The organism is Kitasatospora sp. NPDC056138 (genome assembly GCF_042264695.1).
Lineage (GTDB): Bacteria > Actinomycetota > Actinomycetes > Streptomycetales > Streptomycetaceae > Kitasatospora.
The window spans coordinates 33,687-60,170 of the sequence record NZ_JBHJVK010000039.1 but is presented as its reverse complement, the minus strand read 5'-3'; the positions used below and the strand labels follow the sequence as shown (position 1 = coordinate 60,170).

Below are 26,484 nucleotides of genomic sequence, written 5' to 3'. Positions count from 1 at the left end.
GGCGGGATGCTCGACGTGTCGGATCGAGGACCGCGTACGAGGAGATGCCTCCGATGACCGTTTCGATGACCATGCTGAACGCAGTGCCGCCGGCCGTACTGCCGCTCGCGGACCACGGCCGCTGGAACGGCCCGGGCCCCGGCCCGTGGCTGCTGCTGATCCCGCTCTTCTGGCTGGCGCTGATCCTCCTCGTCGTGCTCGTGCTCCGGCGGGCGGTCCGGCGTCGGCGCTGCGCTGCCTTCGGTGACAGTCCGCTCGCGGTCCTCGGACGCCGCTACGCCCAGGGCGAGATCGACGCGGACGAGTACCGGGCCCGGCGGGAGGTGCTGTCCGAGCAGGTGGGCAGGCGCGGGGGAGGGACGTCGGCCCGCGGCAAGCAGCCTTGACGGGCGGGCCGTTGCCCGTCACGGCGACCGCCGGCCGGGGTTCGGGGGCCCCGGCCGACGGTCGCCGTGGTGCGGGCGGTCTCGGAAACTCCCATCGGAAAGTCCGATAAGCGGAAGCTGGAGTGCTTACAACGATTACTTTTCGTAGTCAATTGTTACACTCGGTTGGTTGTACTTGTAGGGACTTCGCCGAGTTTTCGCAGAGTTGAGAGGGCTTGCCATGAGCGCCGAGACGCTGGACGTGGACCGTTCCGACACGGAGTACCGGGCCTGGCTGAAGGAGGCCGTCCGCAAGGTGCAGGCCGATGCCAACCGCTCGGCCGACACGCACCTGCTGCGCTTCCCGCTGCCCGAGCAGTGGGGCATCGACCTCTACCTGAAGGACGAGTCGACCCACCCGACCGGCAGCCTCAAGCACCGGCTGGCCAGATCGCTCTTCCTCTACGGCCTGTGCAACGGCTGGATCAGACCCGGCAAGCCCGTGATCGAGGCGTCCAGCGGCTCGACCGCCGTCTCGGAGGCGTACTTCGCCAAGCTGATCGGCGTGCCGTTCATCGCGGTGATGGCGAAGACGACCAGCCAGGCCAAGATCGACCTGATCGAGTTCCACGGTGGCAGCTGTCACCTGGTCGGTAACCCCGCTGAGGTGTACGAGGTCTCGGCGCGCCTCGCCGAGGAGACCGGCGGCCACTACATGGACCAGTTCACGTACGCCGAGCGGGCCACCGACTGGCGCGGGAACAACAACATCGCCGAGTCGATCTTCGCCCAGCTCCGCCTGGAGCCGCACCCCGAGCCCGCCTGGATCGTCGCCACCGCCGGCACCGGCGGCACCTCCGCCACCATCGCCCGCTACGTCCACTACCTGCAGCACGACACCCGGATCTGCGTCGCCGACCCGGAGAACTCCTGCTTCTTCGAGGGCTGGGTCGGCCACGACCCGTCCGCGACCTGCGAGAGCGGCTCGCGGATCGAGGGCATCGGCCGCCCCCGGATGGAGCCCAGCTTCGTGGCCGGCGCCGTGGACCGGATGATGAAGGTCCCCGACGCCGCCTCGATCGCCGCCATCCGGGTCCTGGAGCACCAGCTCGGCAAGAAGGCCGGAGCCTCCACCGGTACCGGGCTCTGGAGCGCGCTGCGGATCGTCGCCGAGATGCGGGCGTCGGGTCAGCGGGGCAGCGTCGTCACGCTGATCTGCGACCCCGGTGACCGCTACCTCGACAAGTACTACTCCGACGACTGGCTGGCCGGGCAGGGCATCGACATCGCTCCTCACCAGGAGGAGCTGGAGGCCTTCCTCAACGGCACCGGTCTGCTGGGCTGACCGCCGGCCCGGTGGCGGCCGGACAGGCCCGGCAGACCCGACAGGCCGGACGGGCTGGACGGACCCGCCGCCGGGTCGTCCGTACCGGCGGTGCTCCCGCCGGGAGCCCGGGTGCCCGGGTGCTCCGCCGAGTCCCCGGCCGCCCGGCGGGACGCCATCGGTCAATCGGCCAGGATGAGTTCGCGGACGTGCTCGCGGGCCGCCGCCGCAGCCTCGGCGGGGAGGGCGGAGTCGGTGACCCAGGTGTCGACCTCGGCGAGGGCCGCGAAGGTGGAGAGGCCGACTATGCCCCACTTGGTGTGGTCGGCGACGGCGACGACGCGACGGGCCGAGGCGATGAAGTTCCGGTTGGTCTCGGCCTCGGCGAGGTTCGGGGTCGAGAGGCCCGCCTCGGGGGAGAGGCCGTGGGTGCCGAGGAAGAGCAGGTCGAAGTGGAGCGAGCGGATGGCCCGGTCGGCGATCGGGCCGACCAGGGCGTCCGAGGGGGTGCGGACACCGCCGGTGAGCACGACCGTCGTGCCGGGGGCGCCGTTCTGACGCTGCGCCCGCTCGAACACGTCGGCGACCCGGACCGAGTTGGTGACCACCGTCAACTGGCCTGTCTCGGTGAGGTGTTGGGCCAGTGCGTAGGTGGTGGTGCCGCCGGAGAGGGCGATCGCGCTGCCGGGGGTGACCAACTGTGCGGCGGCCAGGGCGATCTGCTCCTTGGCCGAGGGTTCGAGCACCGACTTGGCCTCGAAGCCCGGTTCGTGGGTGCGGGCCTCCTCGACCACCACCGCGCCGCCGTGCACCTTCTCGATCACGCCGCTTCTGGCCAGCGCATCGAGGTCCCGACGGATCGTCATGTCGGAGACGTTCAGCTGCCGGGTCAGCTCGTTGACCCGGACGCCGCCGCGTCGCCGGACCTCGTCGAGGATCAGTGCGCGCCGCTGCTCGGCCAGCAGATTGCCGTTGTCGGCCACGTGTCACGCCTCCGGGGTTTGGCTCGTCCGTGCCATCCTCGCAGATGGCCGGAGCGGAAGGTCAGCCGGGCAGATCGGTGGGGACGAGCAGTTGGAGGTCCTCGGTGGACGGGTCGGCGAGCTGGGCGACCCGCATCGCATGGCGCTCGACCATGGTCTCGAAGACCAGCCGGGCGGTGCGGCCGTTGCCGAAGGCGGGCCCGCGCTCCAGTGCGCCGAAGTGGTCGAGGAGGGCGGCCTCGGCGGCCGCACTCAGGGCGTACTCGTGCTCGGCGCACTGGGCGCGGGCGATCTGCAGCAGTTCGGCCGCCGAGTAGTCGGGGAAGGTGACGGTGCGGGAGAACCGGGAGGAGACGCCGGGGTTGGTGGAGAGGAAGCGTTCCATCTCGGCGGTGTAGCCGGCCACGATCACCACCACCTCGTCGCGGTGGTCCTCCATCAGCTTGACCAGGGTGTCGATCGCCTCCCGGCCGAAGTCCCTGGCGCCGTCCTCGGGAGCCAGCGCGTACGCCTCGTCGATGAAGAGCACCCCGCCCCTGGCCCGGTCGAAGGCGGCCTGGGTCCGGATCGCGGTGGAGCCGATGTGCTCGCCGACCAGGTCGACCCGGGCGACCTCGACCAGGTGGCCGCGCTGGAGCACGCCCAGCGAGGCGAGGATCTCGCCGTAGAGCCGGGCGACCGTGGTCTTCCCGGTGCCGGGCGAGCCGGTGAAGACCAGGTGCCGGCGGAGCGAGGGCGCCTTCAGCCCGGCCCGCTGGCGCCGCCGGCCCACCGAGATCAGGTCGATCAGGGCGCGGACCTCCTGCTTGACGGTGGCCAGGCCGACCAGCGCGTCGAGTTCGGCCAGCGCCTCGCCGGCCGGGCGGCAGTCGGGGATCGGGGCGATCAGGGCGACGGAGGCGGCGGCGGCCAGCGGCGCGGCCGCGACCTGACCGACCCGGACGACCGACGCGGTCTGTGCCGCCTGCAGCGCCGGTGCGGACGGCGCGGGCTGGGCGGACCGGGCGCTGCGCGGTGGCGGGACGGCCTGCGAGGCGGGTACGTCGTCGGACACGCAGCCCTCGGTGACCGGTCCCGGCTCGGAGAACTCGAAGCCCGCCCGGCCGTTCTGCTCGGCCCGGCACCGGGTCAGCACGGTGCGGCAGCCGTCGATGACGTGGAAGCCGAAGCCCTTGCCGTGCGAGACCCGGCAGTCCTCGAAGCTGCCGCGCCCCTGCGCCGAGACGTACACGGCGGCGTCGGCGCTGCCCCGTACGGTGCACCCGCGCAGCTCGGGGTCGGCGCCCTTGGTGACGATGACGCCGGTGGCGACCTCGGAGATCTCGCAGCCGGTCAGCCGTCCGCCGCTGCCGTGGTCGCGGAACCACAGGCCGGTACCGGCCTCCTGGATGCGGCAGTCGGCGAGGGCGACGGTGGCACCGCTGCTGACCGAGACGGCCGAGCTGCGGATCCGGCTGAACGAGCAGTCCTTGGCGGTGGCGCGGGAGTCCCGGTCGAGGACGAACAGGGCGTCGGGGAGGTCGTGCAGCGAGCAGTCGGTGAGGGTGAGCTGGGCGCCGTCGCTGACCCAGACGGCCGGGTAGTCCCCGTCGCTGCTGTGGATCTCGCTGGCCAGCGCCTCGACCCGGGTGCCCTGGTCCCAGATCGAGAGCGCGCCCCGGCCGAAGTCCCGGACGGTGCTGTGCTCCAGTACGAGCCGGGAGCGGCCGCGCAGGTCGGCGGCGTTCTCGGGGAGGTCGTGCACCCGGCAGCCGGTGAGGGTGAGTTCGGCGTCGGTGTCCAGGGTGAGGCCGTTGCCGGAGACCCGGTGGATGGTGCAGTCGGTGAGCCGGCCCACCGCCTGCGCCTCCGCCTGTACGCCGCTGCCCCGGATCTCGTAGATCTCGCAGCCCGTCAGCTCGGCACCGCTGCCCTGGTCGGCGAGGAGCAGCCCGGCGCCGCCCGCGTGGTGCAGGCGGCAGCGGTCCAGCCGGGCGGTGGACCCGCCGAGGACGGCGAGCCCGGCCTGTCCGGCCTCGGTGAGCTCGCTGTCCTCGATCGCGGCGGTGGCGCGGGCGCGCAGCCGGACGCCGAGACCGGAGGGATTGTGCACGGTGCAGCCGCGCAGGGTGGCGCGGGCCCGGTCGGCGATCTCGACGCCGACCGACGAGCGGGCCGCGACCCGGCAGTCGACCAGCTCGGCGGCGGCCTCGGGGCCGGTCACCAGTACGGCGGGGACGGAGAGTTCGGCTCCCCCGATCACCAGGTCGCGCACCGTCACGGCGGCGCTGACCAGCAGCGCTACCCCGCCGGGCGGATCGATCCTGACCGTGCCTGGGCCTTCGGCGGCGAGCAGGGTGACCGGCTTGTCGATCACCAGGCTCTCCCGGAACGTACCGGGACGGATCGTCAGGGTGTCGCCGGGTTCGGCCACCGCGAGGGCCTCGTCGAGCGTCTCGTACTCCCCGGCGCGCCGCCGCCACCGAGAGGCGCTGTCCTGCGTGACCCGGACCCTGTGCTCACCCATGACGATCCGTCATCCCACCTTCGTCGAACCTGCCCGCCCCGTGCCCACGGTAGCGTGCCCGGCCCGGCTCCTCGGACGCTCAACCGTGGACAACGAGCGAGCAGACATTCGGTTCCGGCTCCGGGTACGGCTCCGCTCCTGCTTCCGCGTACGGCTGCGCCGCCCGCGTGCGGGCGGCCGCGCGTCAGCCCCGGCGGTCCGGCTGCGGGACCGGGCCCGCTTCCAGTACGGTGACCTCGTCGCCGAGGCGGACGGTGCCGAGCAGATCGCCGCTGACGCCCTCCGGCCGCTCCGGGATCAGGTTCTGACCGAAGACCAGCCGCTTCCCGAAGCGGTGGTGCTTGGCCAGGGCCCGCAGCGGTTCCTGCGACCGGCGCTCGCCGGTCTCCTGGTCGGTGGTGGTGATCACGCACCGGCCGCACGGCTTGACCACCCGGAACGTCAACTCGCCGACCCGGATGCGGTGCCAGCCGTCCTCGGCCCAGGGCTCCGTCCCGGAAACCACCAGGTTGGGGCGGAATCGCTCCATCGGGAGCGCCTCGCCCTTGACCGGGTCACCCGGGTGGTCGGTGGCCAGCAGCTCGTTCAACGCGTCGAGCGAGGCCGTCGTGGTGACCAGCAGCGGAAAGCCGTCGGCCATCGAGACGGTGTCGCCCGGGGCGGCGTACTTGGGGCTCACCGCGCGGCTGAGCGGGTTGTCCAGGTGCAGCAGCCGGACGCCCGGGAGCCGCTCACCGAACCACCGCTGCGCCTCCTCGGCCGCCAGCGCGGCCTCGAAGACCGAACCGAAGATGTCCGCCTTGACCACCTCGGCGCCGTCGGCGCTCGACGGGGCGGCCACCTCCAGCCGGGCACCGTCCGGGCCGGTCACGCTCAGCGAACCGTCCGGTCCCGGCAGCACCCGGTACCGGCCGACGGCCGGGTTCTCACGCTGCGTGTACGCCTTGCCCCGTTCGTCCACAAGCATCCAGCGGCGGTCCCCCAGCAGCCCCCAGGGTTCGACCTGGGCAGTCTCGGGGCTCAAGCGGTAGGCGGACTTCAGCGGGTGGATGTGAAGTGCGGTGAGCTGTGGCATGTCGCCATCCTGCCAGCATCGATAGCGCGTATGTGCGAGGGCCGTCCCTGCCGCAGACCTGCTGCGGTGGGACGGCCCTCGCGTCGACCCTTGCCCTGCCGGGCCCGGCGCCCTCGTTCGCCGGGCCCCGTGGTTCTCGGGGTGTGCGCGGTCGGTCAGTAGGCGTTCGCCTGGAGACCGGCCTGCGGGTTGGCGAACTGCTGGCCCGGAGCCTGCTGGTACTGCTGCTCGCCGTACTGCGCCGGACGCTGCGGCTGGACCGGCCGCACGGGTGCGACCGGCGCGGCGCGGAACTGGTTGCCGCCGAAGCTGTGGTCGGCGAACCCCTGCTGCGCCTGGCCGCCGAAGCCCTGCGTGCCGAAGCTCTGGGCGCCGAACTGCTGGCCGCCCTGGCTGTTCCCGTTCTGGCCGGGCCCGCCGGAGGGCTGGCCGGCGAAGCCCTGCGGAGCGGAGGCGAAGCTGTTCTGCCCGCCGAAGCTCTGGCCCGCCTGCGGCTGGAACGACTGGGCCGGGGTGGGGACCGGGGCCATCGGGCGCTGCGACGGTACGGCCGGCTGCATGCCGCCGTACCCGGCTGCGGACGGCTGCGGCGCGGCGGCGTAGCCGGCCGGAACCGGGGCCGACTGCGCGGGCAGGTACGCGGTGGCGGGCCCGCTGCTGCTGGGACCGGGGCCGAGCGCGAGGCGGGCCGGGGGCAGCGCGGGCAGGTTGCCCGCCGGGCCGTCGAAGCCCGGTGCGCCTGCGCCCGGAGTCCCGAAGCCCGGGGCGGAGAGTCCGGGCGAAGGGATGGCCGGGGCGGGCAGGGCCGGTGCGCCGAAGCTCTGGGCGCCGAACTGCTGGCCGCCGAAGCCCTGGGCGCCCGAGCCGTAGCCGGGTGCACCGTGGCCGGGAGCCGAGCCGTAGCCGGAGGGGAGGGCCGGGGGCAGGGCGGCAGGCACGTTGATCGGGGCGATCTGCGGCACCCCGCGTTCTGCGACGAGGCTGTCGTAGATGGGCGTGCCGGAGGAGAAGGACGGAGGGGGGTAGCCGACTCCGTCGTAGGAGCGGGGCGAGGTCATGGGGCATACCGTAAGCCCAACTATGCCTGCTGAGGAGACTGGGAGGGTGAGGAGTTCGAGTGTTTACAGAGTCTTCGCTCGCACAAACCGCTCGAACGTGTTTAGATCCGACATTTTGCCGCCCTGATCTGGCCACTCCGATGCCTGACGGACAGTCGAACGGTGGACGAACGTTATGTTCCGGACGTATTTCGGTGCCCTCGTCGCGAACCGAGGGCGCGCGGACGGCCCTGGCAAGCCCCCGGCGCCCGCCCCGACGTCACGGGTGGCGTCCGCCGGGGCGTGAACGCCCGTCAGTGCACCTCGGCACAGGTCGGTGCGGGCCGCCGTAGGGCGTCGGCCGAGGTCAGCGGGTCTGCACCGCCTGGGCGGGGAACCCGGGCCGACCGGCCAGCCCGGAGGTGCAGTGGGCGCAGCGGGTGGCCGCGACCGGCACCTGGCTCAGGCACTCGGGGCAGTCGGTCATGGCGACCGGGGTGTCCTTCACCGGGTGGAAGCGGTCCTGCAGCCGGCCGACCGGTACCACCACGAAGAAGTAGATCACCGCGGCGACCAGCACGAAGCTGATCAGGGCGTTCAGGAACGCGCCGTAGGGGAAGGTGGTGCCCGCGACCGAGAAGTGGTTCTGGCTGAAGTCGCCGACCGCGCCGGTCGCGACACCGATCAGCGGGGTGAGGAAGGCCGTGACGAACCCGGTGACGACGGCGGTGAAGGCCGCGCCGATGACGATACCGACGGCCAGGTCGACGACGTTTCCGCGCAGCAGGAAGCTGCGGAATCCCTTGAACACCGGGAACTCCAAACTCGGGGGAGAGGCATGAGAGCGGGGCCGACGGGCCCGGCTGACGATCCTGCCGACTCAACAACCCTGCGGTCCAGCCGAGTTCACCTGAACTGGCTAACCTTCGCAGCCGTGTCCCAGCATCGAATGCGCGTCCCGGAGTTGCGCCCTGTGACGGAGAACTCGATTCGAATACGGGAGATCTGACGCCACATCATGGCGGCGGCGGATGAGCCGGTTGGTCGCGGTGCGCAGCGACACCAGGGCCAGCGGGGCGGTCAGCACGATGCCCACGGCGGTGCCCAGGACCAGGGCGGTGGTGCTGGCCCAGAAGGACAGCCCGAAGGAGACCGGGAGCCAGCCGAAGACGACGACGCCGAAGGCGAGGTTGGAGCCGACCAGGATGCTCAGCACATCACGCGGTGTGCTGGTCCGCTCGGCCTCGGGGATCGTCTTGACACAGTGCTGTTCGATCAGCGAGGCGGCAGGGGATTACGACATGCGGCGGTCTTTCCATGCGCTCTGCACGACGGCCGGAGGGGACGGCCGTCGGTCGCGCGGCACGAGGAGACGCACCGAGCCCGTTCATGATTGGTTTCCGGGCGGTTCGCGCACAACGGATGATCGTCCACACCCCGCCGGGGAACTCCTCGGCGCCGCTGTGCGGACGTACGGGCTCAAGCGCATTCAAACTGCTCTGATCGGGTGAACGGCCGCCGCTGCCCCGGGCGGTGGCTGGTCGGTGGCTCTGCGTGACTGGCAGGCTGACGCGCGTGACCTCCCTGCTGCGCACTGTCGCCCTGCTCACCCTCGCCGGTGGCCTGCTCACCGGCCCCACCGCCACCGCCGCCCCGGACGTTCCGCACGACGGCGGCCGGTCGGTCCACCTCGACCACCCACGGCCGGTGCGGACCGTGGAACGCCGGGAGGCCGTCGAGTTCTTCTGGTACGACTGCACGCACTCCTACCAGCTGGAGGCGCCGCTGGAGCAGTGGGCGGCCCGGCACCGCAGCGACGTGGCGCTGCGCCGGATCCCGGCGGTCTGGCCCGGCGGCCCCGACGAGCAGGCCCAGCTGGCGCACGCCCGGCTCTACTACACGCTGGAGAAGCTCGGCCAGGTGGACCGGATGCAGCTCGCCGCCTTCCGCGCCGTCCGGGAGCAGGGCGAGGACCTGACCGGTGAGGAGCAGGCCACCGACTGGGCGCAGCGGCAGGGCATCGACGCCGCGGCGTTCCGCGCCGCCTACCGCTCCCCGGAGGTCGACAAGGCGGCCAACGGGGCGTCCGCCCTGCTGGTCCGGTACGAGGTGACCGAGGTGCCGACGGTCCTGCTCCAGGGCGGCCGCTTCCGTACCTCGCCCAGCCGGGCGGGCGGTGTGCAGCGGATGCCGGAGATCCTGGACGACCTGGTCGCCCGCGCCTGAGCGCCCGCCCGGCTAGCTGCCGGTGCCGGTGTCGGCAGTCCGCCGCAGGACCAGGGTGACGAACCCGAGGGTGTCCCGGTAGCCGCCGAGCCACCCCGCGCGGTGCTCGGCGGCTACGGCCGCCGCCTGCGTGCTGTCCGGATCGTCGGGGTGGTCCAGCGCCCAGGAGGCGAGCGAGCCGGTCCAGCAGAACTCGTAGTCGTCCAGCTCGGGCCGACTGCTGACGTACCCGTACACGGGCGTCCACCCGGCGGCCAGCACCCTGTCGACCGTGGTCGCCAGGTCGTCGTAGTCCGTGGCGGACATGCCGCCCAGTCCCGCCAGCGCCGCACCGGTCGGCTCCTGCTGCCAGAACGCCTCGCCGACCAGGGCCAGGCCGCCGGGCGCCAGGTGCCGGTCGATCGCGGCGAGCGCCGGCAGCAGACCGCCGAACGCGTGGGTCGCGCCCACGCACAGCACCGCGTCGAACGGCCCGGGGCCGCTGAACTCGCGGGCGTCCTGGTGGTGCAGGCCGAGCCGCTGGGCCACCCCGAGTGCCGCGGCCGCCTGCTGGGCCTGCGCCAGCCCCCGGGTGTCCAGGTCCACGCCGACCGCCTGCAGCTTCGGCCGCGCGGTCAGCGCCCGCAGCAGCCAGGCGCCCTCGCCGCAGCCGAGATCCAGCGCGTGCCGGGTGTCGGCGCCCAGGAGGCGGTCCAGCAGCCGCTGCACCGATTCGTCGAAGAGCGGTGCGGCGATGGGGTGGTGGGTGTGCGCGATCCGCGAGATCAGGTGACGGTCCATCGGGCCAGTCTGCGCCCGGCGGGGCGGGCTGTCTCCTGACTTGTCTCCGGTGACTCGTCCCGGGGCGTGGGACGGGCGGCGCCCCGGCCGTGCGGGCCGTCCTCGGACACCCCGGGCCGGCGCACCCTCACCCGTACGTCCGGCCCTTCCAGGCCGCGCCCCGGCCGCGCCGGTGCTGCACGGCCGAGTCCACCGTCATCAGCAGGTAGAGGAAGGCCGTGAACGGCAGCAGCAGGGCGGACCACGGGGGCTGCCGGTAGTAGCGCAGCATCGGCAGGAAGGTCGCCGCCATCAGCAGCCAGGCCGCCCCACCGGCCACCGTTACGCCGGGCCGCCCGGCGGCCAGCCCGGTCAGGGTGGCCGTTGGCGGTACCAGGTACACCAGGGCAAGCCCGGCCACCGTTCCGGCAAGCAGCAGCGGCGAGTGCCGCAACTGCGCGTACGCGCTGCGCGAGACCATCCGCCACAGCTGCGCGAGCCGGGGGTAGGGACGGACGCTGTCCACCTGGTCGGCCAGGCCGAGCCAGGTCCGGCCGCCGGTCGACTTCACCGCGCGGGCCAGCGACACGTCGTCGATCACCGCTCCCCGGATCGCCGCGATCCCGCCCGCCCGCTCCAGCGCCTCCCGTCGAACCAGCGAGCAGCCGCCCGCCGCCGCGGCGGTCCGGGCCCCGGGACGGTTGCTCCACCGGAACGGGTACAGCTGGGCGAAGAAGTACACGAAGGCCGGGACGATCAGTCGCTCCCAGCCGGTGGCGACCCGCAGCCTGGCCATCTGCGAGACCAGGTCGAGGTCGTTGCTCTCGGCGGCGGCGACCAGTTCGGCGAGCGAGTCCGGGCCGTGTGCGATGTCGGCGTCGGTGAGCAGCAGGTAGTCGACCGGGCCGGCCAGTTCGACGCCGTGCCGCAGCGCCCAGAGCTTTCCGGTCCAGCCGGGCGGCAGCGGGGGCGGCGTGACGACGGTCAGCGGCAGCCCCCCGGTCCGCGCGAGCCGCCGGGCGAGCGCGCCGGTGCCGTCGCCGCTGTGGTCGTCCACCAGGACCACCCGGGCCCGGCCCGGGTACTTCTGCGCCAGCAGGCTCGGCAGGCTGACCGGCAGCACCTCGGTCTCGTCGCGCGCCGGGACCACGATCGCGACCTCCGGCCGACGGCCGGGCGGCCGACGGGGCGGCAGGCGCTGGTCGGTCCGCCAGAACAGGCCGTGGCCGCAGGCCAGCCAGAGCCAGCCGAGCAGGGACACCACCGACAGCCAGAGCAGTACCGTCACCCCGGCAGTCTGCCGCAATGCGGCCGTGCGCTCCCGGCTCCCGCGCCCGAGCCGACCGCTGTCCCCGGAGGGAGTCACGGCGTCCAGTAGAGTCGTCCCCTGTGAAGATCGCACTGATGGACTCCGGGATCGGCCTCCTTCCCACCGCCGCAGCCCTGCGTCAGCTCCGGCCGGACGTGGACCTGGTGCTCTCCTCCGACCCCGACGGCATGCCCTGGGGCCCGCGTACCGCCGAGGACGTCACCGAGCACGCCCTCGCCTGCGCGAGAGCCGCCGCGGCGCACCGTCCGGACGCCCTGGTGGTCGCCTGCAACACCGCCTCCGTGAACGCCCTGGAAGCGCTGCGAGCGGAACTGGAGCCCGGTCTTCCGGTCATCGGCACCGTGCCGGCGATCAAGCCCGCCGCGGCCGGCGGCGGCCGGGTCGCGATCTGGGCCACACCCGCCACCACCGGCAGCCCCTACCAGCTCCGGCTGATCGAGGAGTTCGGCGGTGCCGCCGCCGAGGTCACCGGGATCGCCTGCCCGGGGCTGGCGGACGCCGTCGAGCGCGGGGACGACGCCGCCATCGACGCCGCCGTCGCGGACGCCGCCTCCCGCACCCCCGCCGGTACGGACACCATCGTGCTCGGCTGCACCCACTACGAGCTGGTCGAGGAGCGGATCCGGGCGGCCGTCGGCGCCACGGGCACCGGCGGGCCGGTCTGCTTCGGCTCCGCCGCCGCGGTCGCGGCCCAGGCCCTGCGGCGGATCGGCGATGCCACCGCCGCCCGGGGCACCGCCACCCTCACCGTCCTGCACAGCGGCCGCCCGTCCCGACTGTCGGCCGCGGCGGCGCACTACGCCCAGGGCCTGGCGCTGGTCGCGCCCGTTCCCGCCGCGGGCTGACCTCGCCCCGGGAGAGCCCGGCGGCAGGAGCGGCTCAGTCCCCGTCGGGGTGCCTGCGCAGGCGCTGCACCGCCGGTTCGAGCCCCGAGAGGATGGTGTCGAACCGACGGGTGGAGGTCATCGAGTCCACCTGCAGACGGCTGATCCGCAGCGGGTGGGCCGGCAGCCGGGGACCGAGCCGGTGGTCCGACAGGAAGCCCAGCCGGTAGCCGAGGCCGCGCAGCACCGAGTCCGCCCGGGGCTCGTACCCGCCATTGGGATACGCGAAGGCCGTCGGCGGCTCACCCAGCCACTGGGTGAGCGACCGGTGCGCGCCCACGATCTCGGCGGCCACCGTCGCATCGTCGCACCGGCTCAGGCACGGGTGGCCCATGGTGTGGTTGCCGATCGCCACCTTCGCCGCCCGCAGCGCCCGCAGGTCGTCCGGACCGAGCTGCTCCTGCCCGGGCGGACGGCGTCTGGCACTGACCCGCAGCTCGTGCAGCGTCCGCCGGCGGTCCGGATCGGGCAGTGCCTTGAGCCGCGTCAGCAGCTGGTCGGGACGGCCGTCGGCCGGCAGTGAACGGGCCTGACCGCCGTGCTGCGCCAGGAACGCCGCCTCGTGCCACCAGAACGGGCGGTCCGTCCCGATCAGCTCGGCGATCACGAAGGCCGCCGCCGGGATCCGCCGCGCCGCCAGGGCGGGCAGCGCGTGCGTCAGCACCGTGCGGTCGGCGTCGTCGAAGGTGATCAGCACACTGCGCGGCGGCAGCGGCCGGCCCTCGGAGACCGCACGCTCCACGGCCTGCAGCGAGACCGGCGTGGCGAGCTGGCGCAGCCGGTCCAGCTGCGCACCGAAGGACCGGGGGTCGGTGACCCCGTGGTACGCGAGTACGGCCAGGCGCTGTGCCGCCCGGGCCCGGAAGAGTGGCTGGGCCGGGGAGAACCGCAGCCAACTGCCCCGGTCCCGCTCCGGCGGGGCGACGGTGGGGAGGGCGGACGGCGACCGGCCGCCGGGGCGGTTGCCGGGGCGGCTGCTGACGGTGGTGGATTCGGGATACGGCACAAGTCCCCCTCGGTCGCCGATGCGGCGTGGTGGCGCCGCCGGAGCGCCGGGTAACGGGCTCCGACACCAGGGCGCGGCGGCTCCGCACCCGGGATCTCCGGCCCTCGGCAGGGGACTCCCAACCCTCGCCGGGGACGGTCCTGGATGGTCCAGCTGATGCAGTTGAATCGGTGGTCTGGCTCCTTCGATGTAAAGGAGACCACCGAAGTCCCCCGATGGTTGTACGGCGGCTCATGGATTTTTGCGGCGGTACGAGGGAGGCTCAAGAGGCGCGCTGCGGCTCGTCGGCGCCCGCGCGGGGGCGCACGGCCGCACTGCGGTGCCGAGTGACCCGGGTATACGGTGAGTGCCATGGGAGAGACACGGAGTGACCGGCCCGAAAGTCGTGTTGCACGGCTGTTCGGGGGCTGCGCCCTGGAGCGCCACCGGCTGCTGCTGGGTCTGGTCGGCGTGGCGTGCGTGGGCGCCGGGATCCTGGTGGCGGTGCTCGTCCCGGACAGTGACGGACCGGCCTGGGCGATGGCCGTGGCGGGCTGCCTGGCGGCCGGCGTGCTGCTGCTCACCCGGGTGGCGCTGGCCCTGTTCCGGAGCACCGGCCCCTGACCCCGACCCGGACCCCGGGTCCGTGCCTTCGGTCCGAGGATCGACGGGTGCGGCACGCGCCGGGCGTGCGCCGGGCGCACACGCAGCGCGTGGGGGCGCATGGGGGTGACGGTCCGGTCGGTGTCCAGCGCGTAGGGTCTGCCCATGGCTATCCCTCCCTTCCTCGCCGAACTCCGCTCCCTCGTGGGGACCCGGCCGCTCTGGCTCTCCGCCGTCACCGCAGTGGTCCTGGACGAGCAGGGGCGCGTCCTGCTCAACCGCAGGTCCGACAACGGCCGGTGGGCGCTGATCGGGGGCATCCTCGACCCCGGGGAGGAGCCGGCCGACGCGATGGTGCGGGAGTGCCGGGAGGAGACCGGAGTGACGGTGCTGCCGGAGGCGCTGACCTCGGTGACCGTCTCGGAGCTGCAGCAGTACCCGAACGGGGACCAGGCCCAGTACCTGGACCTGACCTTCCGCTGCCGTCCGCTGTCCGGCGAGGCGAGGGTGAACGACGACGAGTCGTTCGAGGTCGGCTGGTTCGAACTGGCAGCCCTGCCCGAGCTCGACGAGTACGCCCGGCGCAGGATCGACGTCGCGCTGGCCTTCGACGGCAGGACCGTCTTCGCCCTTTCGGGCTGACCGCCGCACTTCCCGGGCTGACCCCGGCCGCCCCGGGCCGCACCCGGGCTTCCGCGAGCACGACGCCCGTGGCTTCCGGTGAACCGGTGGTGAACCGACGGGGCCCTGTCAGTGGCCCGTTGGTGTCCTATCGGTGGCCCGCGGTGCGTCGGCGGGAGGTCAGAGCTTGTGCTGCCGGTACATCTCCTCGGCCGCGTCCAGGACCGCCGAGAGGTCGCCGCCCGCGGTGGCGGTGGCCACGGCGGCGACCGCGCCCTCGACGAACGGGGCGTCGGCGAAGCGGACCGGGAAGGGCAGCCCGTGCTCGTCCGCCTCGGCCAGCAGGGCCCGCACGGTGCTCACCGCCGTGCCCAGGTCGGAGAGGACGGCGACCCCGTGACCCTGGTCGACCCGGCGTGCGGCCGCCGCGATCAGGACGGCGCTGGTCCCCGGGCCGTCACTCAGGCTGCCGCCGGTGGTGGCGACCGGGGCCGGGTCCTCGCTCTGCGCCAGGGCCACCGCCAGCGCGCCGGTGGCGGCGGCGAGTTCCTCGCTGTGCGAGACCAGCACCACGCCGACCCGGCCGTGGCCGGCCGGCCGGGTCGACCTGGCGGCGGGGGTTTCGGGGTGCGGCGCGGAGGGTGCGTTGGAGATCGGGATGACATCGGCCTCGGGGGCGTCCCGGCGGTTCATCGGCTGCTCCTGTGGGCCTGTGCCGCGGCAGGTGCGGGCTGGGCGGACTCGGTGGGGCGTGCGACCAACACTCTCGCAGCCCGGCGCGTCCGCCGGGGCGAACCGGGCCGTGTCATCCGTTAGCACAGTCCACGCCGGGACACGGCCGGAACCGGCCTACTGGCCCCGGTCGGAGGAGACCTCGGCGCAAGCACTTCCGTGTGGGGCGGGCGTGGCTACGCTGGGGCTTCGGACGACGTCGGGAGGAGCACAGCAGTGGCCACTGTCGGGACGAGCGTGGAGAGCGGCGGTACGGGGACCCTCGAGGGCGGCCGGAAGCCGCAGTTGGACCTCACCGATGCGGAGTGGCTCTCCAGCAGCCAGGGTGTGGGCGACGTGCAGATCGCCTTCGTCGAGGGGTACATCGCGATGCGGGACGGCCGGCAACCGGAGGGGCCGGTGCTGGTGTTCACTCCGGCGGAGTGGCGCGCATTCGTACTCGGGGCCAGGGACGGCGAGTTCGACCTCACCTGACCCGGCTCGACCGATCGGGGCCGGTTCCTGATCGGAACGGAGCAGCCCGGTCCCGGTCCGGCTCGATCCGGCCGGGGCCGGGCGCGCCGGGGCGTGGGCACGGCGGAAGGGGCCGAATCCGCAGGCCCGGTCCGTCCGGGGTGTGTCAGGTCGGTTCCGCCCGTGGGGCGTTGGGGAATCCCGGCCCGGAATGCCGGACGCTTCCCCCTGACGGATCCTGGGGCCCGGCGCGAGCTGAGAATAAATCTGGTGGCCGGAAACTCGTTGACTGTTAGACAAGCAACGGCCCACAGTATGAGCAGACAACAGACGCCGTGCCGACCGCCCCCACGCGGCCGTACACGGCGCCTGCTGTGCAGCCCGGCACGAGTGCCGAGCACCTCCCGTAGGTGAATCCCCGAACGCACCCGGGTGCGTCGGCCGGTCCCGGCCTCCGAAGAGGTCGGCAGTCGCCGGGAGGCGTGGCTCCAGGCGCCCGAGAGCGACTCAGGCGTGGAACCGGTGCCCGGGATCCGCACGCCCCCACGCGGCGGTGTCCCGGGCAGGTCCGCGAGTGCGACGGGCCTGGGGCCCCGCGAACCTGGCTCTTGGTGTTCTGTGGTGCTGCTGGTGGTCTGTGGACAGCTGGAAGTGATCCGGCGGGTCTGTTGTGTCGCATGACGGTGTGCACAGTGAGGAACGCGCACGCGGGCGCGCTGCGACATGCCGCCCCCCGGTGGATCGAGTCCACAGCGGCTGTCGTGCAGAACCGAACGTAGCCCGGGTGGTTGCTCAGAGTCAACATTGGTCTCTGAGCGTGGATCTCGACCGAGCCCCCACCCGCCCCGTGAACCGGCCGCTGACGGGCACGTACGATGGGTGCCATGTCATTTCTCCGCCGTCGCTCCGGCCCGCCCGCAGGACCGGACTTCGACGTGCTCGCGATGGACCCGGGAGACTGGCCCGGCCACTTCGGCGCCATGATGATGAGCGCTCCCGACGGCTCCTGCCAGGGCATCTTCCTGCGGTACGACCTGTTCGGCGGCCGCGGCCCGGCGATGTTCATCGGAAACCTGCCGGAGGGCTCCCCGGCCAGGGACACGGCCGACGGCGTCCCGTTCGAGGTCCACCAGCTGCTCGAGGCGCTGGAGAACGAGGAGCCGGTCGAGTTCGTCTCGGCGGAGGACTTTCCGGTCATGCTCGGGGACGACCTGCTGATCGTGAAGAAGGTCAAGGTCAGCGAGGAGCGGGTGTTCTGCGCCCAGTTCGGGCGCAGCGACGGCGTCCAGGTCACCATCGCCTCCTGGGACCGGCCGATTTCGGACGATCTCTACCAGCTGCTGAAGCCGCTGCCCGCGGACATGTTCCAGCAGGGCTGACCCGCTCCGGTCACCGCCGCGGCGGACGGCGCCCGGGTGGGCGTTCCGCCGCGGCCGAGGGCTGCTTGACGGTTTCGATCATCGCTTCGTACAGTCACGAGCATGTCGTGTCGCCGCCTGCTGCTGACCCGCCGCAGCTATCTCGACCTGCGGCGGACCGCGAGCGCGGCGTGTCCGGGCTGCTGAGAGGGGACGCTCCGTCCCCCCGGTGGCGCGCGTCCGGCTGAGCCGAGCGGCCGAGGGGTGTTCCCCGGCCGGAGGCCGGGAACCCCGGGACGCCGTGTCCGTCGTCGCACGCCGCCGCGGTGTGCCGCCCGCAGTCTGCCGAGCACCACGCTGCCGCCCCGGAGGCCCCAGCATCATGAGCACCCGTTCCGCCGACCGGTCGACCGACGGCCCGTCAGCCGTCGCCGAGGCCCTGGCCCGCCTGCCCCGGGTGGTCGACCTGCTCGCCGCCAGGGCCGAGGAGCACGACCGGGACGCCACCTTCCCGTACCAGGGGATCGAGGCCCTGCACGAGGCCGGCCTGCTCACCCTGACGGTGGCCCCGCGGTACGGCGGCCCCGGCGGGACGCTCGCCGACACCGTCCGGGTGCTCGGCCAACTCGGGCGCGGTGACGCCTCGGTGGCCGTACTCGCCGCCTTCACCCTGCTCCAGCACGCCGAGCAGGCCAGGGCCGCCCGCTGGCCGACCCCGGTCTACCGCAAGCTGCTCGGTGAGTCCCGGCGCGGGCCGGCCCTGGTCAACACCCTGCGCACCGAGCCCGGTGGCGGGCCCGGCCTGCCCGGCACGGTGGCGCGGCGGGCGGCCGACGGGGGCTGGGTGCTGGATGGCCGGAAGACGTACTGCACCGGCTCCGAGGCGCTGGCCTGGATGGCGGTCTGGGCCAGGACCGACGAGCCCGCTCCGCGGACCGGCCTGTTCCTGGTGCGCGGCGACACCGAGGGGATCGAGGTCGACCCGGTCTGGGACCAGCTCGGGCTGCGCGCCAGCGCCGGGCACGACGTGCTGTTCAGCGGCGTACGGGTACCCGCCGAGGCCGCGATCGGGCTGACCGAGGCGGGCGGGCCGCGCTCGGAGGCCCAACTGGCCGCCGAGCGGCTCGACCTGGCCTGGCACGACCTCGCGCTGTCCGCCGTCCACCTGGGGGTGGCGCGCGCCGCGCAGGACTGGCTGGTGCGTTTCCTGAGCCAGCGGACCCCCGCCAACCTGACGGAGCCTCCCCCAGCCTCCGGCCGGGGGTACCCCCACGCGAACCTGCCCCGCTACCGGACCGCGCTGGGCGAGATGGAGAGTTCGCTGATCGCCGCCGAGGAGCTCGTCGCCGGGCTGGCCGCCGGGGTCGACCGGGGCGAGCCAACCGCCGTGGACCGAAGCGCCGCCGCCCAGCTGATCGTCAACCGCACCACGACCGGGGCCGTTCAGCAGGCCGTCACGCTGACCGGGAACCCCGGGCTGAGCCGCCGCCACCCGCTGGAACGCTACCTGCGCGACATCCTCAGCGGCCGGGTGTACTTCCCGGCCGACGAGGTGGTGCTCGACGCGGTCGGGCGCGCCGCCCTTGAGCGCGGCGCACGCCGGGCGCACTGAGCTCGCAGGGGGCGCACGGCGCCTCTCGCCGGCTCTGCGATCCGGCGCTTCGGAGGCAGTTCCGTGCCTCCGAAGCGCCGTGCCTGGAACGGCGCTTCAGCGGGTGCCCACTGCGGCGCGGACCGCTCGACGGGCGAGGGCGGCGTCGTCGTACAGGCGGCGGATCATGATGCGCTGCTCCTCGCCCGCGCCGGGCACGTCGTGCAGCCGGATCTCCCGCATCAGCACCAGCACCAGGTTCACCAGGAACGCGTCCCGCGCCACCGTCCCGCCGGACTGGGCGAGTTGGCTGATCTGGCGGCGGGCGGCGGTGTCCCCGGAGAGGACGCTCCAGAGCACCGCGAGGTCGTACCCCGGCAGGTACCACCCGGCCTGTTCCCAGTCGAGCAGGACCGGACCGGAGGGCGCGAGCAGGATGTTGCCCAGCAGTGCGTCACCGTGGCAGAGCTGCCAGGAGGTGTGCTGGACGCCGTGCAGCAGCTGGCGCAGGTCGCCCGCGTCCCGGTCGGTCAACTGGCCGACCGAGTGGAACCGGGAGACCTCCAGGTGGTAGTCGAGCGGCTTGCCGAAGACGTCCGTCGGCGGGCGCCACAGGTTGAGCGTCCGGACGGCGCCGAGCACCGCGCGCACCTCACCGGGCGTCGGCGCGTTGACCGGGTGCCGCTCCCGGGAGGCCGGACGGCCGGGGACCCGCTCCAGCACCAGGACGCAACGGTCGTGGTCGGCCGCGACCAGCCGGGGCAGCCGGACCGGCGGACGGTGCCGGACGAAGGCCCGGTAGACCGCCACCTCGTGGTGGAACCGCTCGACCAGCTGGGTGTGCTGCTCGCTGCGCAGGGCCTGCGGTGCCACGCACTTGGCGACCACGGGGGCCCGGCCGATGGTGCCGGCGATCAGGATGTGCTGGCTGCCCTCCCGGAGCACCTGGCGGGGGAGGAAGGCGGGGCATATCCGCGAGATGTTGGCGACCGCCGCCCGCACGGCGGGAGTCTGCAGCGCCGCCGGGTCGACCCGGTCCACCGAGGGGTCGACGTGCCGGCCGCGCAGCAGCCGCTCGGACCCGGTGCGTGCGGCGTACTGGTCGACGGGCCGGACCGGGGCTGGTCCGCCGGGGCCGCGGCCCGCCAGCACCCGGGGGTCGCGGAGGTCGGCACCACGCGGGGCCGGGCCCTGCCCGGGTCGGCCGCCGGCGGCTGCGGTGGGGGGGCGCAGCGCAGTGCGGGTCTGGGTGGTGCCGCTGGTGGCTGAGGAGTACATGGGGGAGTGAGAGTCCCTTCCTGGCCGGTTGGTGGCCCCTGCCGGTGAGAGCCGACGCCCTGACGTCTACGGACTGCCCTGCCGGCGCGGGTTCCTGGCGCACCGTCGGGGCAAGGAGGGTGGAACGCAGGCGCCGGGCACGGACGGTGCGGGGCGGGACCCCGCGGCGGCGGTCGCGGACCGTCCGCACCCTGGGGAAGTGCGGGGCCGCTGCCGCCGTGGCCGTGCCCGGCGCCTGCGCGCCACCCGGCCGCGCCACCCCCTCGGATGAGGCCACGGGAGCGGTCGTTGACGACCGGTCAGACACGTCCTGACCGGGTCTTCGGCCGTCCCGACCCGAAGTCGAGGTGGCGCACTCCTACCTGACACCCGACTGCCACTGGTACACCATGTGGCGGACCCTGGCGAAGCCTGGCGAATGGTCGCGTGGCACATGACACAGCTACTAGTGTCGAAAGCAGCCGAGGAACCTGGGGGCTTCACGTGAGCAAGGTGCCGAACGCCAGACTCGCCGACCTCTTCGCCCTGACCGGCTGGTCCAAGGGCGAGTTGGCCAGGCTGGTCAACCGGCGGGGTGCGGCGATGGGGCAGCAGCAGCTGTCCACCGACACCTCGCGGGTGCGGCGCTGGATCGAGCAGGGGGAGATCCCGCGCGATCCGGTGCCGAGGCTGCTGGCCGCCGTGTTCACGGAGCGGCTCGGCCGTGTCGTCACCACTGAGGACCTCGGTCTGGAACGACACCGGCGAACCAGGCCCGGTACGACGCCGTCGGCAGAACCCTGGGAGTCGGATCGGACGGCCGCGGTCCTCACCGAGTTCACGGGAATGGACCTCATGCTCAACCGACGCGGATTTGTGGGGGCGTCAGCCGCGCTCACGGCCGGTGCCGTCATCGCCGACAACCTGTACGACTGGCTCAGCGGCCCCGACGTGGCGTACGCGGCGGAGCGCCCCGGCCCCCGGAAGGTGATCACCCAGGGGGGCCCGCACCCCGTGGTCGACGTGTACGAACCCGGTCCGGTGGGAGCCGACGAGGTGGCCGCGCTGGAGCACTCGGTGGAGGTCTTCCGGGCCTGGGACGCCTCCCGCGGCGGCGGTCTGCAACGCAAGGCGGTGGTCGGCCAGTTGAACGAGGTCGGCGGCCTGCTCACGCACGACCTGAGCCCCGGGGTGAGGCAGCGGCTGTGGACGGTCGCCGCCAACCTCTCGGTGCTGGCCGGCTGGATGTCGCACGACGTGGGCCTGGAGCCCACCGCACAGCGGTACTTCGTGATCGCCGCGCAGGCCGCCAGGGAGGCCGGGGACCGGCCGCGCGCCGGGGAGGCGGTCTCCCGGGCGGCCCGGCAGATGCTGCACCTGGGCCGGGCCGACGACGCCCTGGAGCTGATGCAGCTCGCCAGGGCCAGCAGCGGTGACCGCGCGATGCCGCAGACCAGAGCGATGCTGCGGACCGTCGAGGCCTGGGCGCAGGCCGCGCTCGGCCGCTCGGACGCGACCCGCAGAGTGCTCGGCGAGGCCGAGCAGCTCTTCGTGCAGCGCAACGACGACCCGGCGCCGAGCTGGATGCTGCTCTTCGACGAGGCCGAACTGCACGGCATGCAGGCCCTGGTCTACCGGACGCTCGCCGAGCACGACCCGGGCGCCGTCAAGCTGGCCGAACTGCACGCCCGGCAGGCGATCGACCGGCGGGCCAGGAACGGCCGGGAGCGCTCCGCCCTGCTGGACCGGATCACGCTCGCGTCGGTCTACTGGATCTCCGGCGAGCCGGACGAGGCGCAGGTGCAGGCCAAGATGGCGCTCGCGGCGATCAGTCAGACCTCCTCGATGCGGACGTGGGACCGACTGCGCGAGATGTACCGGCTGTCGGCGAAGTACCAGGGCATTCCGGCGGTCGCCGAGCTGCGGGACGAGATCGACTCGGTGATGCCGCAGCGGCCCCGCACGATCTGACCGGCCCGTCGGCGGCACGGGCCCGGTCCGGCCGGGGCGGCCGGTTCCCGCTGCGGACGGGCGGGATCCGCTGCGGAAGACGGGGCGGGCGCCCGAGGGCGGCGCGGTGGTGGCTTGATCAGGCCGCGGCCGCGCCGCAGTTGTGTGCGAGCCGCGTGCGTTGTCGGGAGATTCGCGGACCGTTGCGGGTGGGCGGGTGCGGGCGGGCTGGTTCCGGTGTCGGGCCGGTGGAGTGCGGGTAGTCCTGATCGGTCTTGTGTGCGTAAGGGGCGTCCAGGCGGTAACCTTCGGTGATTCCGGCGCCCGGGGCGCCCACGCAGGACCGACCAGTAACCCCCGGCGACGGAAATCCCGTTGCCCACGACGACCGCCGCAACGGATGCTGACCTCATGTTCGAGCCAGTGATAGCGCCCAGCGCCAGCCTCCTCGGCCTCCTTCAGCGAGGCCGCGGTGACGGGCAGCTGCATGCGCTGGCAGCCGACCGCGCCGAGGCGCTCGCCGCCCTTGAGGAATGCGTCACCAGCGATCCACGCTCCGACTGGCAGGTCGAGAACCGCTCGCTCTACTACGCGCGGCTCTACATGGAGCTGGAGGCTCCGCTCAGCGGTCTGGAGCAGCACCTGCACGACCCCGCCGACGTGTTCGACCAGGACGAGGGCCGCACCGGCCTCGCCCTCGCGGTCCTCGGCCACCTCGCCGCCTACGGCCGCCGCGACGCCCTCGACCTGCTGCGCGGATACACCGCCGTCGGCACCAACTGGGCCTGGGCCCTGGACGAGCTGGCCCTGCGCGACGACGACCGCTCGCTGCTCTCCCTCGCCCCCGCCGTCCTGGCGCGTTTCCCCGAGGACGAGCGCGGCGAGGCCGAGCTGCGCGCCGCCATCCGCTCCGCGTACGAGCCGAGGCCGTGGCGGCTGTGGGCCGCCCAGCACCCGAGGGTCGCCGCCGCGAGCGAGCAGTCGCCCTTCGACCTCTGGCAGCGGCAGCTGAACCGCAGCGGTGTCACCCCGGGCTGGAGCGCCGCCGACGTGTTCGCCTGGGCCGACCAGGCGGAGCCGGGCTCCGAGGGCGGGCCCTTCGACAGCGGCGCGGTGGCGCGCCGGGCCGCCGCGGCGGCCCGCTGCCTGGCCGCCGTCGTCCGCCCGCAGGACCGTGACGCGGTACTGGACGCCGCGCTCGTCGGTGCCCCCGGCGCCCGGATCGCCGCCCTGCGCTACCTCGCGGACCAGCAGGATCCCAGCGCACCCGCCCTGATCGAGGCCGCGGCCGCGGACATCGACGAGCGCGTCGTCACCGCCGCCCTGGAGCTGGTCGGCCGGATGCGCGGCCCCGAGGTCCTGGGCCATGCCCGCCGCTGGGCCGACCCGGACAGCGGCGGCGCCGACAGCGCGCTCGGCGAGGCCGCCGTCCAGCTGCTGGCCGACACCGGGGAGCCCTGCGACGGCCCGCTGGTGGTCGCGGCGCTGCGCCGCTGGCTCTCGGTCCGCGGGGTGAGCGGTGCCGGGATCGGCACCCTGGTCGACGGAGTGGGGCGGCTGGCCGCCGTGCACGCCGTCCCCGCCCTGCGCCACATCTACGGTGAGGCGGCCTCCTCCGAGCTGCGCGGCCGCGCTGCCCGGGCCCTGGCGGTGACCGACCCGCACTTCGCCCGGGGCATCGCCGTCGAGTGCCTCTGGGACTGCGAGGAGACCACCCGCGAACTCGCCGCCCGGCACGTCACCACCACCGGCGACGTCCGGGTGCTGGAGCGCCTGCGCCGCCTCGCCGCCGACCCGGCCGAGGAGGCCGAGGTCCACGCCGCGGTTCGCGGGCGGCTGACCTCGCGGGACCGTACCTAGCCGCAGGCATCCGCTGGGTGCGGAACCGTGCCGCCGGTCGGACCGACGGCACGGGGCCCGCCGGGCCGTCGCCCCCGCTCGACGGGCGGCTCCGACGGGCGGTGCGGCGCGAGGTGACGGGGAACGGTCGCCCCGTATCCGGGTCGGCGCCGGTTGGGGCATGATGGCGGGGCCGTTCGGCCGCTCTGGCCGTCCTCGTCCGTGCTTCCGTCCTCCCTGGAGCAACTGCTCTCATGAACCGTTCCCCGTCGCGCCTCCTCGCCCGTGTCGCCACGCCCGTCGCCGCCCTGGCGGGCGTACTCGCGCTGGCGGGCCCCGCGCTGGCGCACGTCGAGGTCGAGTCGGACGGTGCCCAGGCGCTGGCCGTCGGCGCGGTCGTCTCGTTCAACGCGGAGGGCGAGTCGGACACGGCCGGCATCAGCCAGATCCGGGTGGCACTGCCGACGGGCATCGCACCCGGGGACGTGACGCTCGCCGACGGTCCGCAGGGGTGGACGCTCACGCCCGCCGCCGACGGTTACACCGTCGCCGGTCCCGCGCTGGCGCCGTCCAAGGCCGCCGACTACAAGATCAAGGTCCGGCAACTGCCGGATGCCAGGGAACTGGTCTTCAAGTCGCTGGTCACCTACTCGGACGGTCACGTCGACCGCTGGATCGAGCTGCCGCAGTCCGGGGTCACCCCGGAGCACCCGGCTCCGGTCCTCAAGCTGGCCGCTGCGGCCGCCGGGGCGACCCCGCTGCCGCCCGACCCGACCGCGAGCGGGTCCGCCTCCGCGACCCCGAGTGCCCCGGCTTCCGCTTCCCCCTCCGTTTCCGCCGCTGCCTCTGCGTCCGTCTCCGCTCCGGCTTCGGCTTCCGCTTCCGCGTCGGCTGCGACGAAGACGTCCGACAGCAGCTCGTCCTCCGGCAGCGCCCCGGTGATCATCACGGTGGTGGTGGTCCTGGCGGCAGCCGTCGTCGGCACGGTCTGGTGGCGCCGCCGCTCCGCCGGGAGCTGATCCGCAGACCGGCCCGCCCGCTCGCCGAGGGCGGCCGCGTGGAGCCAGTCGATCACCGGGCGCCTGCCGAAGCGGTCCGTGGGGCGGTACTCATCCGCGGTCCTGTTCTCGTCGGGGCGGCGCGGGGGTCGGATCCGGTCGAACGTGGACAGCCGAGGTGTACGGCTGCTGTCCGCGGCATCAACACCGCGTCAAGACCGTTCGAACGGGCGTTCCTCCAACCGATGGTGTGCGAAGCTGACGGTGTGACAACCTCCGACTTCCCGATCCGCTACGACAGTCGGTTCGCCCCACTGGCCACCGCATTCGGCCTGGGACGGCGCCGGGCGGGCGTCCGGATCGGCGAGGGCGCCGTCACGGTGCGGCTGGGCTGGGCCTTCCGCGCGCGGATCCCGCTGAGCTCGATCCGCTCCGCCGGCCCCGACAGCGGCGGGGTCACCGGCTGGGGCGTGCACGGCTTCGGCGGACACTGGCTGGTCAACGGCTCGGCCAGGGGGCTGGTCCGGCTGGAGGTCGATCCGCCGGTCCGCGCCTACGCCGTCCAGATCCCCGTGCGTCTGCGTGAGCTGCGCCTCAGTCTCGACCAGCCCGACGTCTTCCTGGCGGCCCTCCGGAAGAACTGACCGCTGCCCGGGGGGAGTTGTCCGACCCGGCGGCGGCGGAGCGCGGGGCGGGCCGTCCCGGTCAGGGGCCGGGGTGGCCGCGCAGGAGGGAGAACCGGATCGGGGTGCCGGGGCGGGACTGGGCGGCGGCGGCGAGGTCGGGGGCCGGGACGACGCCGATCACCGGATAGCCGCCGGTGGTGGGGTGGTCGGCGAGGAAGATCACGGGCAGACCGTCCGGCGGAACCTGGACGGCCCCCAGCACCATTCCCTCACTGGGGAGTTCACCGGTCCGGGCCCTGGCCAGTGCGGGGCCCTCGGTGCGCAGCGCGATCCGGTTGCTGGCCGCGGCCACCCGGTAGCGGGCGTGCGCCAGCCCGGCCAGCGCCGCAGCGGCGAACCAGTCGGCCCGGGGGCCGGGCCGCAGCCGCAGCACCAGTTCGGCCGGGGGAGCGGGCAACGGCGTGAGGTCCACACCGGGGTGCGGCCCGACGGCGGGGCCGACCGGCAGCACCTGACCGGCGGTCAGCGGTGCCGGGCCGAGTCCCGACAGCAGGTCGGCCGAGCGGCTGCCGAACACCTCGGGCACCGCGAAGCCGCCCGCCACCGCCAGGTAGCTGCGCACCCCGTGCGTGGCGGGCCCGACCTCGACCACCGCCCCTGCGGGCACCGCCACCGGCCCGCCCCACGCGGCGGGGCGCCCGCCGACCCGTACGGGGGCGGGTGCGCCGGTCACCGCGACGAGCACCGGGGCGAGCGCCTCCAGCGCGACGCCGCCCATGGTGGTCTCCAGTGCCGCCGCCCCGGGCGGGTTGCCGACCAGCCGGTTCGCGGCACGCAGGGCGGGTCCGTCCAGGGCGCCGCCGCGAGGTACGCCGAGGTGTGCCACGCCGCGCCGGCCGAGGTCCTGGACCGTCGTCAACGGGCCCGGCCGCACCACCAGCAGGCCGCTCATCGTTCGCCCTCCCGAAGGTTTGTGATACTT

At 73.9% G+C, this 26,484-nt stretch carries 24 protein-coding genes and 1 pseudogene; 13 read left to right on the top strand and 12 right to left on the bottom strand.

Going from position 1 to position 26,484, the window contains the following annotated elements:
• Positions 1-71 precede the first annotated feature (71 nt).
• A complete protein-coding gene (locus ACFC1R_RS22985) occupies positions 72-386 on the top strand; it encodes an SHOCT domain-containing protein (protein WP_375941462.1) in 315 nt (104 codons plus the stop codon).
• A gap of 220 nt (positions 387-606) precedes the next feature.
• Entirely contained in the window at positions 607-1,710 is a 1,104-nt protein-coding gene (locus tag ACFC1R_RS22980; protein WP_375941419.1) for a PLP-dependent cysteine synthase family protein, read from the top strand.
• A 161-nt stretch (positions 1,711-1,871) separates the two neighbouring features.
• Here ACFC1R_RS22980 and ACFC1R_RS22975 read toward each other — a convergent pair whose 3' ends face one another.
• The 6 genes and pseudogenes from ACFC1R_RS22975 to ACFC1R_RS22950 all read right to left on the bottom strand — a co-directional run.
• Positions 1,872-2,672: a DeoR/GlpR family DNA-binding transcription regulator gene (locus ACFC1R_RS22975; RefSeq protein ID WP_375941417.1), complete on the bottom strand. Its 801-nt coding sequence runs from the start codon at positions 2,670-2,672 to the stop codon at positions 1,872-1,874.
• Between the two features lie 61 nt (positions 2,673-2,733).
• Positions 2,734-5,178: a right-handed parallel beta-helix repeat-containing protein gene (locus ACFC1R_RS22970; protein ID WP_375941415.1), complete on the bottom strand. Its 2,445-nt coding sequence runs from the start codon at positions 5,176-5,178 to the stop codon at positions 2,734-2,736.
• Positions 5,179-5,362: 184 nt separating this feature from the next.
• Positions 5,363-6,253 carry an MOSC domain-containing protein gene (locus ACFC1R_RS22965; RefSeq protein ID WP_375941413.1) on the bottom strand — a complete coding sequence of 297 codons (891 nt, stop codon included), beginning with the start codon at positions 6,251-6,253 and terminating at the stop codon, positions 5,363-5,365.
• 155 nt (positions 6,254-6,408) lie between these two features.
• Entirely contained in the window at positions 6,409-7,311 is a 903-nt protein-coding gene (locus tag ACFC1R_RS22960) for a DUF6643 family protein (protein WP_375941411.1), read from the bottom strand.
• A gap of 346 nt (positions 7,312-7,657) precedes the next feature.
• Positions 7,658-8,101, bottom strand: coding sequence for a large conductance mechanosensitive channel protein MscL (gene mscL, locus ACFC1R_RS22955; RefSeq protein ID WP_375941409.1), 444 nt, complete (start codon positions 8,099-8,101; stop codon positions 7,658-7,660).
• Positions 8,102-8,329: 228 nt separating this feature from the next.
• Positions 8,330-8,569, bottom strand: a pseudogene (locus ACFC1R_RS22950) (cytosine permease); the annotation flags it as partial.
• Positions 8,570-8,865: 296 nt separating this feature from the next.
• Between ACFC1R_RS22950 and ACFC1R_RS22945 the strand changes: the two are divergent.
• Positions 8,866-9,516, top strand: coding sequence for a thiol:disulfide interchange protein DsbA/DsbL (locus tag ACFC1R_RS22945; protein ID WP_375941407.1), 651 nt, complete (start codon positions 8,866-8,868; stop codon positions 9,514-9,516).
• Positions 9,517-9,528: 12 nt separating this feature from the next.
• On the opposite strand, the gene ACFC1R_RS22940 is transcribed toward ACFC1R_RS22945, so the two are convergent.
• Positions 9,529-10,296 carry an SAM-dependent methyltransferase gene (locus ACFC1R_RS22940; protein ID WP_375941405.1) on the bottom strand — a complete coding sequence of 256 codons (768 nt, stop codon included), beginning with the start codon at positions 10,294-10,296 and terminating at the stop codon, positions 9,529-9,531.
• Between the two features lie 127 nt (positions 10,297-10,423).
• Entirely contained in the window at positions 10,424-11,563 is a 1,140-nt protein-coding gene (locus ACFC1R_RS22935) for a glycosyltransferase (RefSeq protein ID WP_375941403.1), read from the bottom strand.
• A gap of 101 nt (positions 11,564-11,664) precedes the next feature.
• Here ACFC1R_RS22935 and ACFC1R_RS22930 point away from each other — a divergent pair, with 101 nt between their 5' ends.
• Complete coding sequence (locus ACFC1R_RS22930; protein WP_375941401.1) at positions 11,665-12,450, top strand: glutamate racemase; 786 nt, start codon at positions 11,665-11,667, stop codon at positions 12,448-12,450.
• Between the two features lie 34 nt (positions 12,451-12,484).
• Here ACFC1R_RS22930 and ACFC1R_RS22925 read toward each other — a convergent pair whose 3' ends face one another.
• A complete protein-coding gene (locus ACFC1R_RS22925) occupies positions 12,485-13,495 on the bottom strand; it encodes a polysaccharide deacetylase family protein (RefSeq protein ID WP_375941400.1) in 1,011 nt (336 codons plus the stop codon).
• Between the two features lie 351 nt (positions 13,496-13,846).
• Here ACFC1R_RS22925 and ACFC1R_RS22920 point away from each other — a divergent pair, with 351 nt between their 5' ends.
• Both ACFC1R_RS22920 and ACFC1R_RS22915 read left to right on the top strand, forming a co-directional pair.
• Positions 13,847-14,098, top strand: a complete 252-nt coding sequence (locus ACFC1R_RS22920; RefSeq protein ID WP_375941399.1) for a hypothetical protein — start codon at positions 13,847-13,849, stop codon at positions 14,096-14,098.
• Positions 14,099-14,242: 144 nt separating this feature from the next.
• A complete protein-coding gene (locus ACFC1R_RS22915; RefSeq protein ID WP_375941398.1) occupies positions 14,243-14,719 on the top strand; it encodes an NUDIX domain-containing protein in 477 nt (158 codons plus the stop codon).
• A 159-nt stretch (positions 14,720-14,878) separates the two neighbouring features.
• On the opposite strand, the gene ACFC1R_RS22910 is transcribed toward ACFC1R_RS22915, so the two are convergent.
• Positions 14,879-15,391, bottom strand: a complete 513-nt coding sequence (locus ACFC1R_RS22910) for a PTS-dependent dihydroxyacetone kinase phosphotransferase subunit DhaM (protein WP_375941396.1) — start codon at positions 15,389-15,391, stop codon at positions 14,879-14,881.
• Positions 15,392-15,646: 255 nt separating this feature from the next.
• Between ACFC1R_RS22910 and ACFC1R_RS22905 the strand changes: the two genes are divergently transcribed.
• From ACFC1R_RS22905 to ACFC1R_RS22895, 3 genes are all read left to right on the top strand, one after another.
• On the top strand, positions 15,647-15,904 hold the full coding sequence (locus ACFC1R_RS22905) for a DUF397 domain-containing protein (protein ID WP_375941394.1): 258 nt from the start codon (positions 15,647-15,649) through the stop codon (positions 15,902-15,904).
• Positions 15,905-16,767: 863 nt separating this feature from the next.
• The gene (locus ACFC1R_RS22900; protein WP_375941392.1) at positions 16,768-17,262 is read left to right on the top strand and encodes a hypothetical protein; all 495 of its coding nucleotides are present in this window, start codon (positions 16,768-16,770) and stop codon (positions 17,260-17,262) included.
• 361 nt (positions 17,263-17,623) lie between these two features.
• The gene (locus tag ACFC1R_RS22895; protein WP_375941390.1) at positions 17,624-18,853 is read left to right on the top strand and encodes an acyl-CoA dehydrogenase family protein; all 1,230 of its coding nucleotides are present in this window, start codon (positions 17,624-17,626) and stop codon (positions 18,851-18,853) included.
• Between the two features lie 96 nt (positions 18,854-18,949).
• On the opposite strand, the gene ACFC1R_RS22890 is transcribed toward ACFC1R_RS22895, so the two are convergent.
• Positions 18,950-20,110, bottom strand: a complete 1,161-nt coding sequence (locus ACFC1R_RS22890; RefSeq protein ID WP_375941388.1) for an aminoglycoside phosphotransferase family protein — start codon at positions 20,108-20,110, stop codon at positions 18,950-18,952.
• Positions 20,111-20,593: 483 nt separating this feature from the next.
• Here ACFC1R_RS22890 and ACFC1R_RS22885 point away from each other — a divergent pair, with 483 nt between their 5' ends.
• The 4 genes from ACFC1R_RS22885 to ACFC1R_RS22870 all read left to right on the top strand — a co-directional run bounded on the left by ACFC1R_RS22885 (position 20,594) and on the right by ACFC1R_RS22870 (position 25,520).
• Positions 20,594-22,060 (top strand): hypothetical protein, encoded by a 1,467-nt coding sequence (locus ACFC1R_RS22885; protein ID WP_375941386.1) that lies wholly within the window; start codon positions 20,594-20,596, stop codon positions 22,058-22,060.
• A gap of 390 nt (positions 22,061-22,450) precedes the next feature.
• Positions 22,451-23,899, top strand: coding sequence for a HEAT repeat domain-containing protein (locus tag ACFC1R_RS22880; protein WP_375941384.1), 1,449 nt, complete (start codon positions 22,451-22,453; stop codon positions 23,897-23,899).
• A 233-nt stretch (positions 23,900-24,132) separates the two neighbouring features.
• Positions 24,133-24,897 (top strand): DUF1775 domain-containing protein, encoded by a 765-nt coding sequence (locus ACFC1R_RS22875; RefSeq protein ID WP_375941382.1) that lies wholly within the window; start codon positions 24,133-24,135, stop codon positions 24,895-24,897.
• A gap of 245 nt (positions 24,898-25,142) precedes the next feature.
• Entirely contained in the window at positions 25,143-25,520 is a 378-nt protein-coding gene (locus ACFC1R_RS22870) for a hypothetical protein (protein WP_375941380.1), read from the top strand.
• A 61-nt stretch (positions 25,521-25,581) separates the two neighbouring features.
• Here ACFC1R_RS22870 and ACFC1R_RS22865 read toward each other — a convergent pair whose 3' ends face one another.
• On the bottom strand, positions 25,582-26,454 hold the full coding sequence (locus ACFC1R_RS22865) for a biotin-dependent carboxyltransferase family protein (protein WP_375941378.1): 873 nt from the start codon (positions 26,452-26,454) through the stop codon (positions 25,582-25,584).
• Positions 26,455-26,484: the final 30 nt, after the last annotated feature.

Coding starts and splice junctions, on each gene's coding strand:
- ACFC1R_RS22985 (WP_375941462.1), top strand. CDS start 72: ATGCTGAACGCAGTGCCGCCGGCCGTACTGCCGCTCGCGGACCACGGC.
- ACFC1R_RS22980 (WP_375941419.1), top strand. CDS start 607: ATGAGCGCCGAGACGCTGGACGTGGACCGTTCCGACACGGAGTACCGG.
- ACFC1R_RS22970 (WP_375941415.1), bottom strand. CDS start 5,178: ATGGGTGAGCACAGGGTCCGGGTCACGCAGGACAGCGCCTCTCGGTGG.
- ACFC1R_RS22965 (WP_375941413.1), bottom strand. CDS start 6,253: ATGCCACAGCTCACCGCACTTCACATCCACCCGCTGAAGTCCGCCTAC.
- ACFC1R_RS22960 (WP_375941411.1), bottom strand. CDS start 7,311: ATGACCTCGCCCCGCTCCTACGACGGAGTCGGCTACCCCCCTCCGTCC.
- ACFC1R_RS22940 (WP_375941405.1), bottom strand. CDS start 10,296: ATGGACCGTCACCTGATCTCGCGGATCGCGCACACCCACCACCCCATC.
- ACFC1R_RS22920 (WP_375941399.1), top strand. CDS start 13,847: ATGGGAGAGACACGGAGTGACCGGCCCGAAAGTCGTGTTGCACGGCTG.
- ACFC1R_RS22915 (WP_375941398.1), top strand. CDS start 14,243: ATGGCTATCCCTCCCTTCCTCGCCGAACTCCGCTCCCTCGTGGGGACC.
- ACFC1R_RS22910 (WP_375941396.1), bottom strand. CDS start 15,391: ATGAACCGCCGGGACGCCCCCGAGGCCGATGTCATCCCGATCTCCAAC.
- ACFC1R_RS22900 (WP_375941392.1), top strand. CDS start 16,768: ATGTCATTTCTCCGCCGTCGCTCCGGCCCGCCCGCAGGACCGGACTTC.
- ACFC1R_RS22895 (WP_375941390.1), top strand. CDS start 17,624: ATGAGCACCCGTTCCGCCGACCGGTCGACCGACGGCCCGTCAGCCGTC.
- ACFC1R_RS22890 (WP_375941388.1), bottom strand. CDS start 20,110: ATGTACTCCTCAGCCACCAGCGGCACCACCCAGACCCGCACTGCGCTG.
- ACFC1R_RS22880 (WP_375941384.1), top strand. CDS start 22,451: ATGTTCGAGCCAGTGATAGCGCCCAGCGCCAGCCTCCTCGGCCTCCTT.
- ACFC1R_RS22875 (WP_375941382.1), top strand. CDS start 24,133: ATGAACCGTTCCCCGTCGCGCCTCCTCGCCCGTGTCGCCACGCCCGTC.
- ACFC1R_RS22865 (WP_375941378.1), bottom strand. CDS start 26,454: ATGAGCGGCCTGCTGGTGGTGCGGCCGGGCCCGTTGACGACGGTCCAG.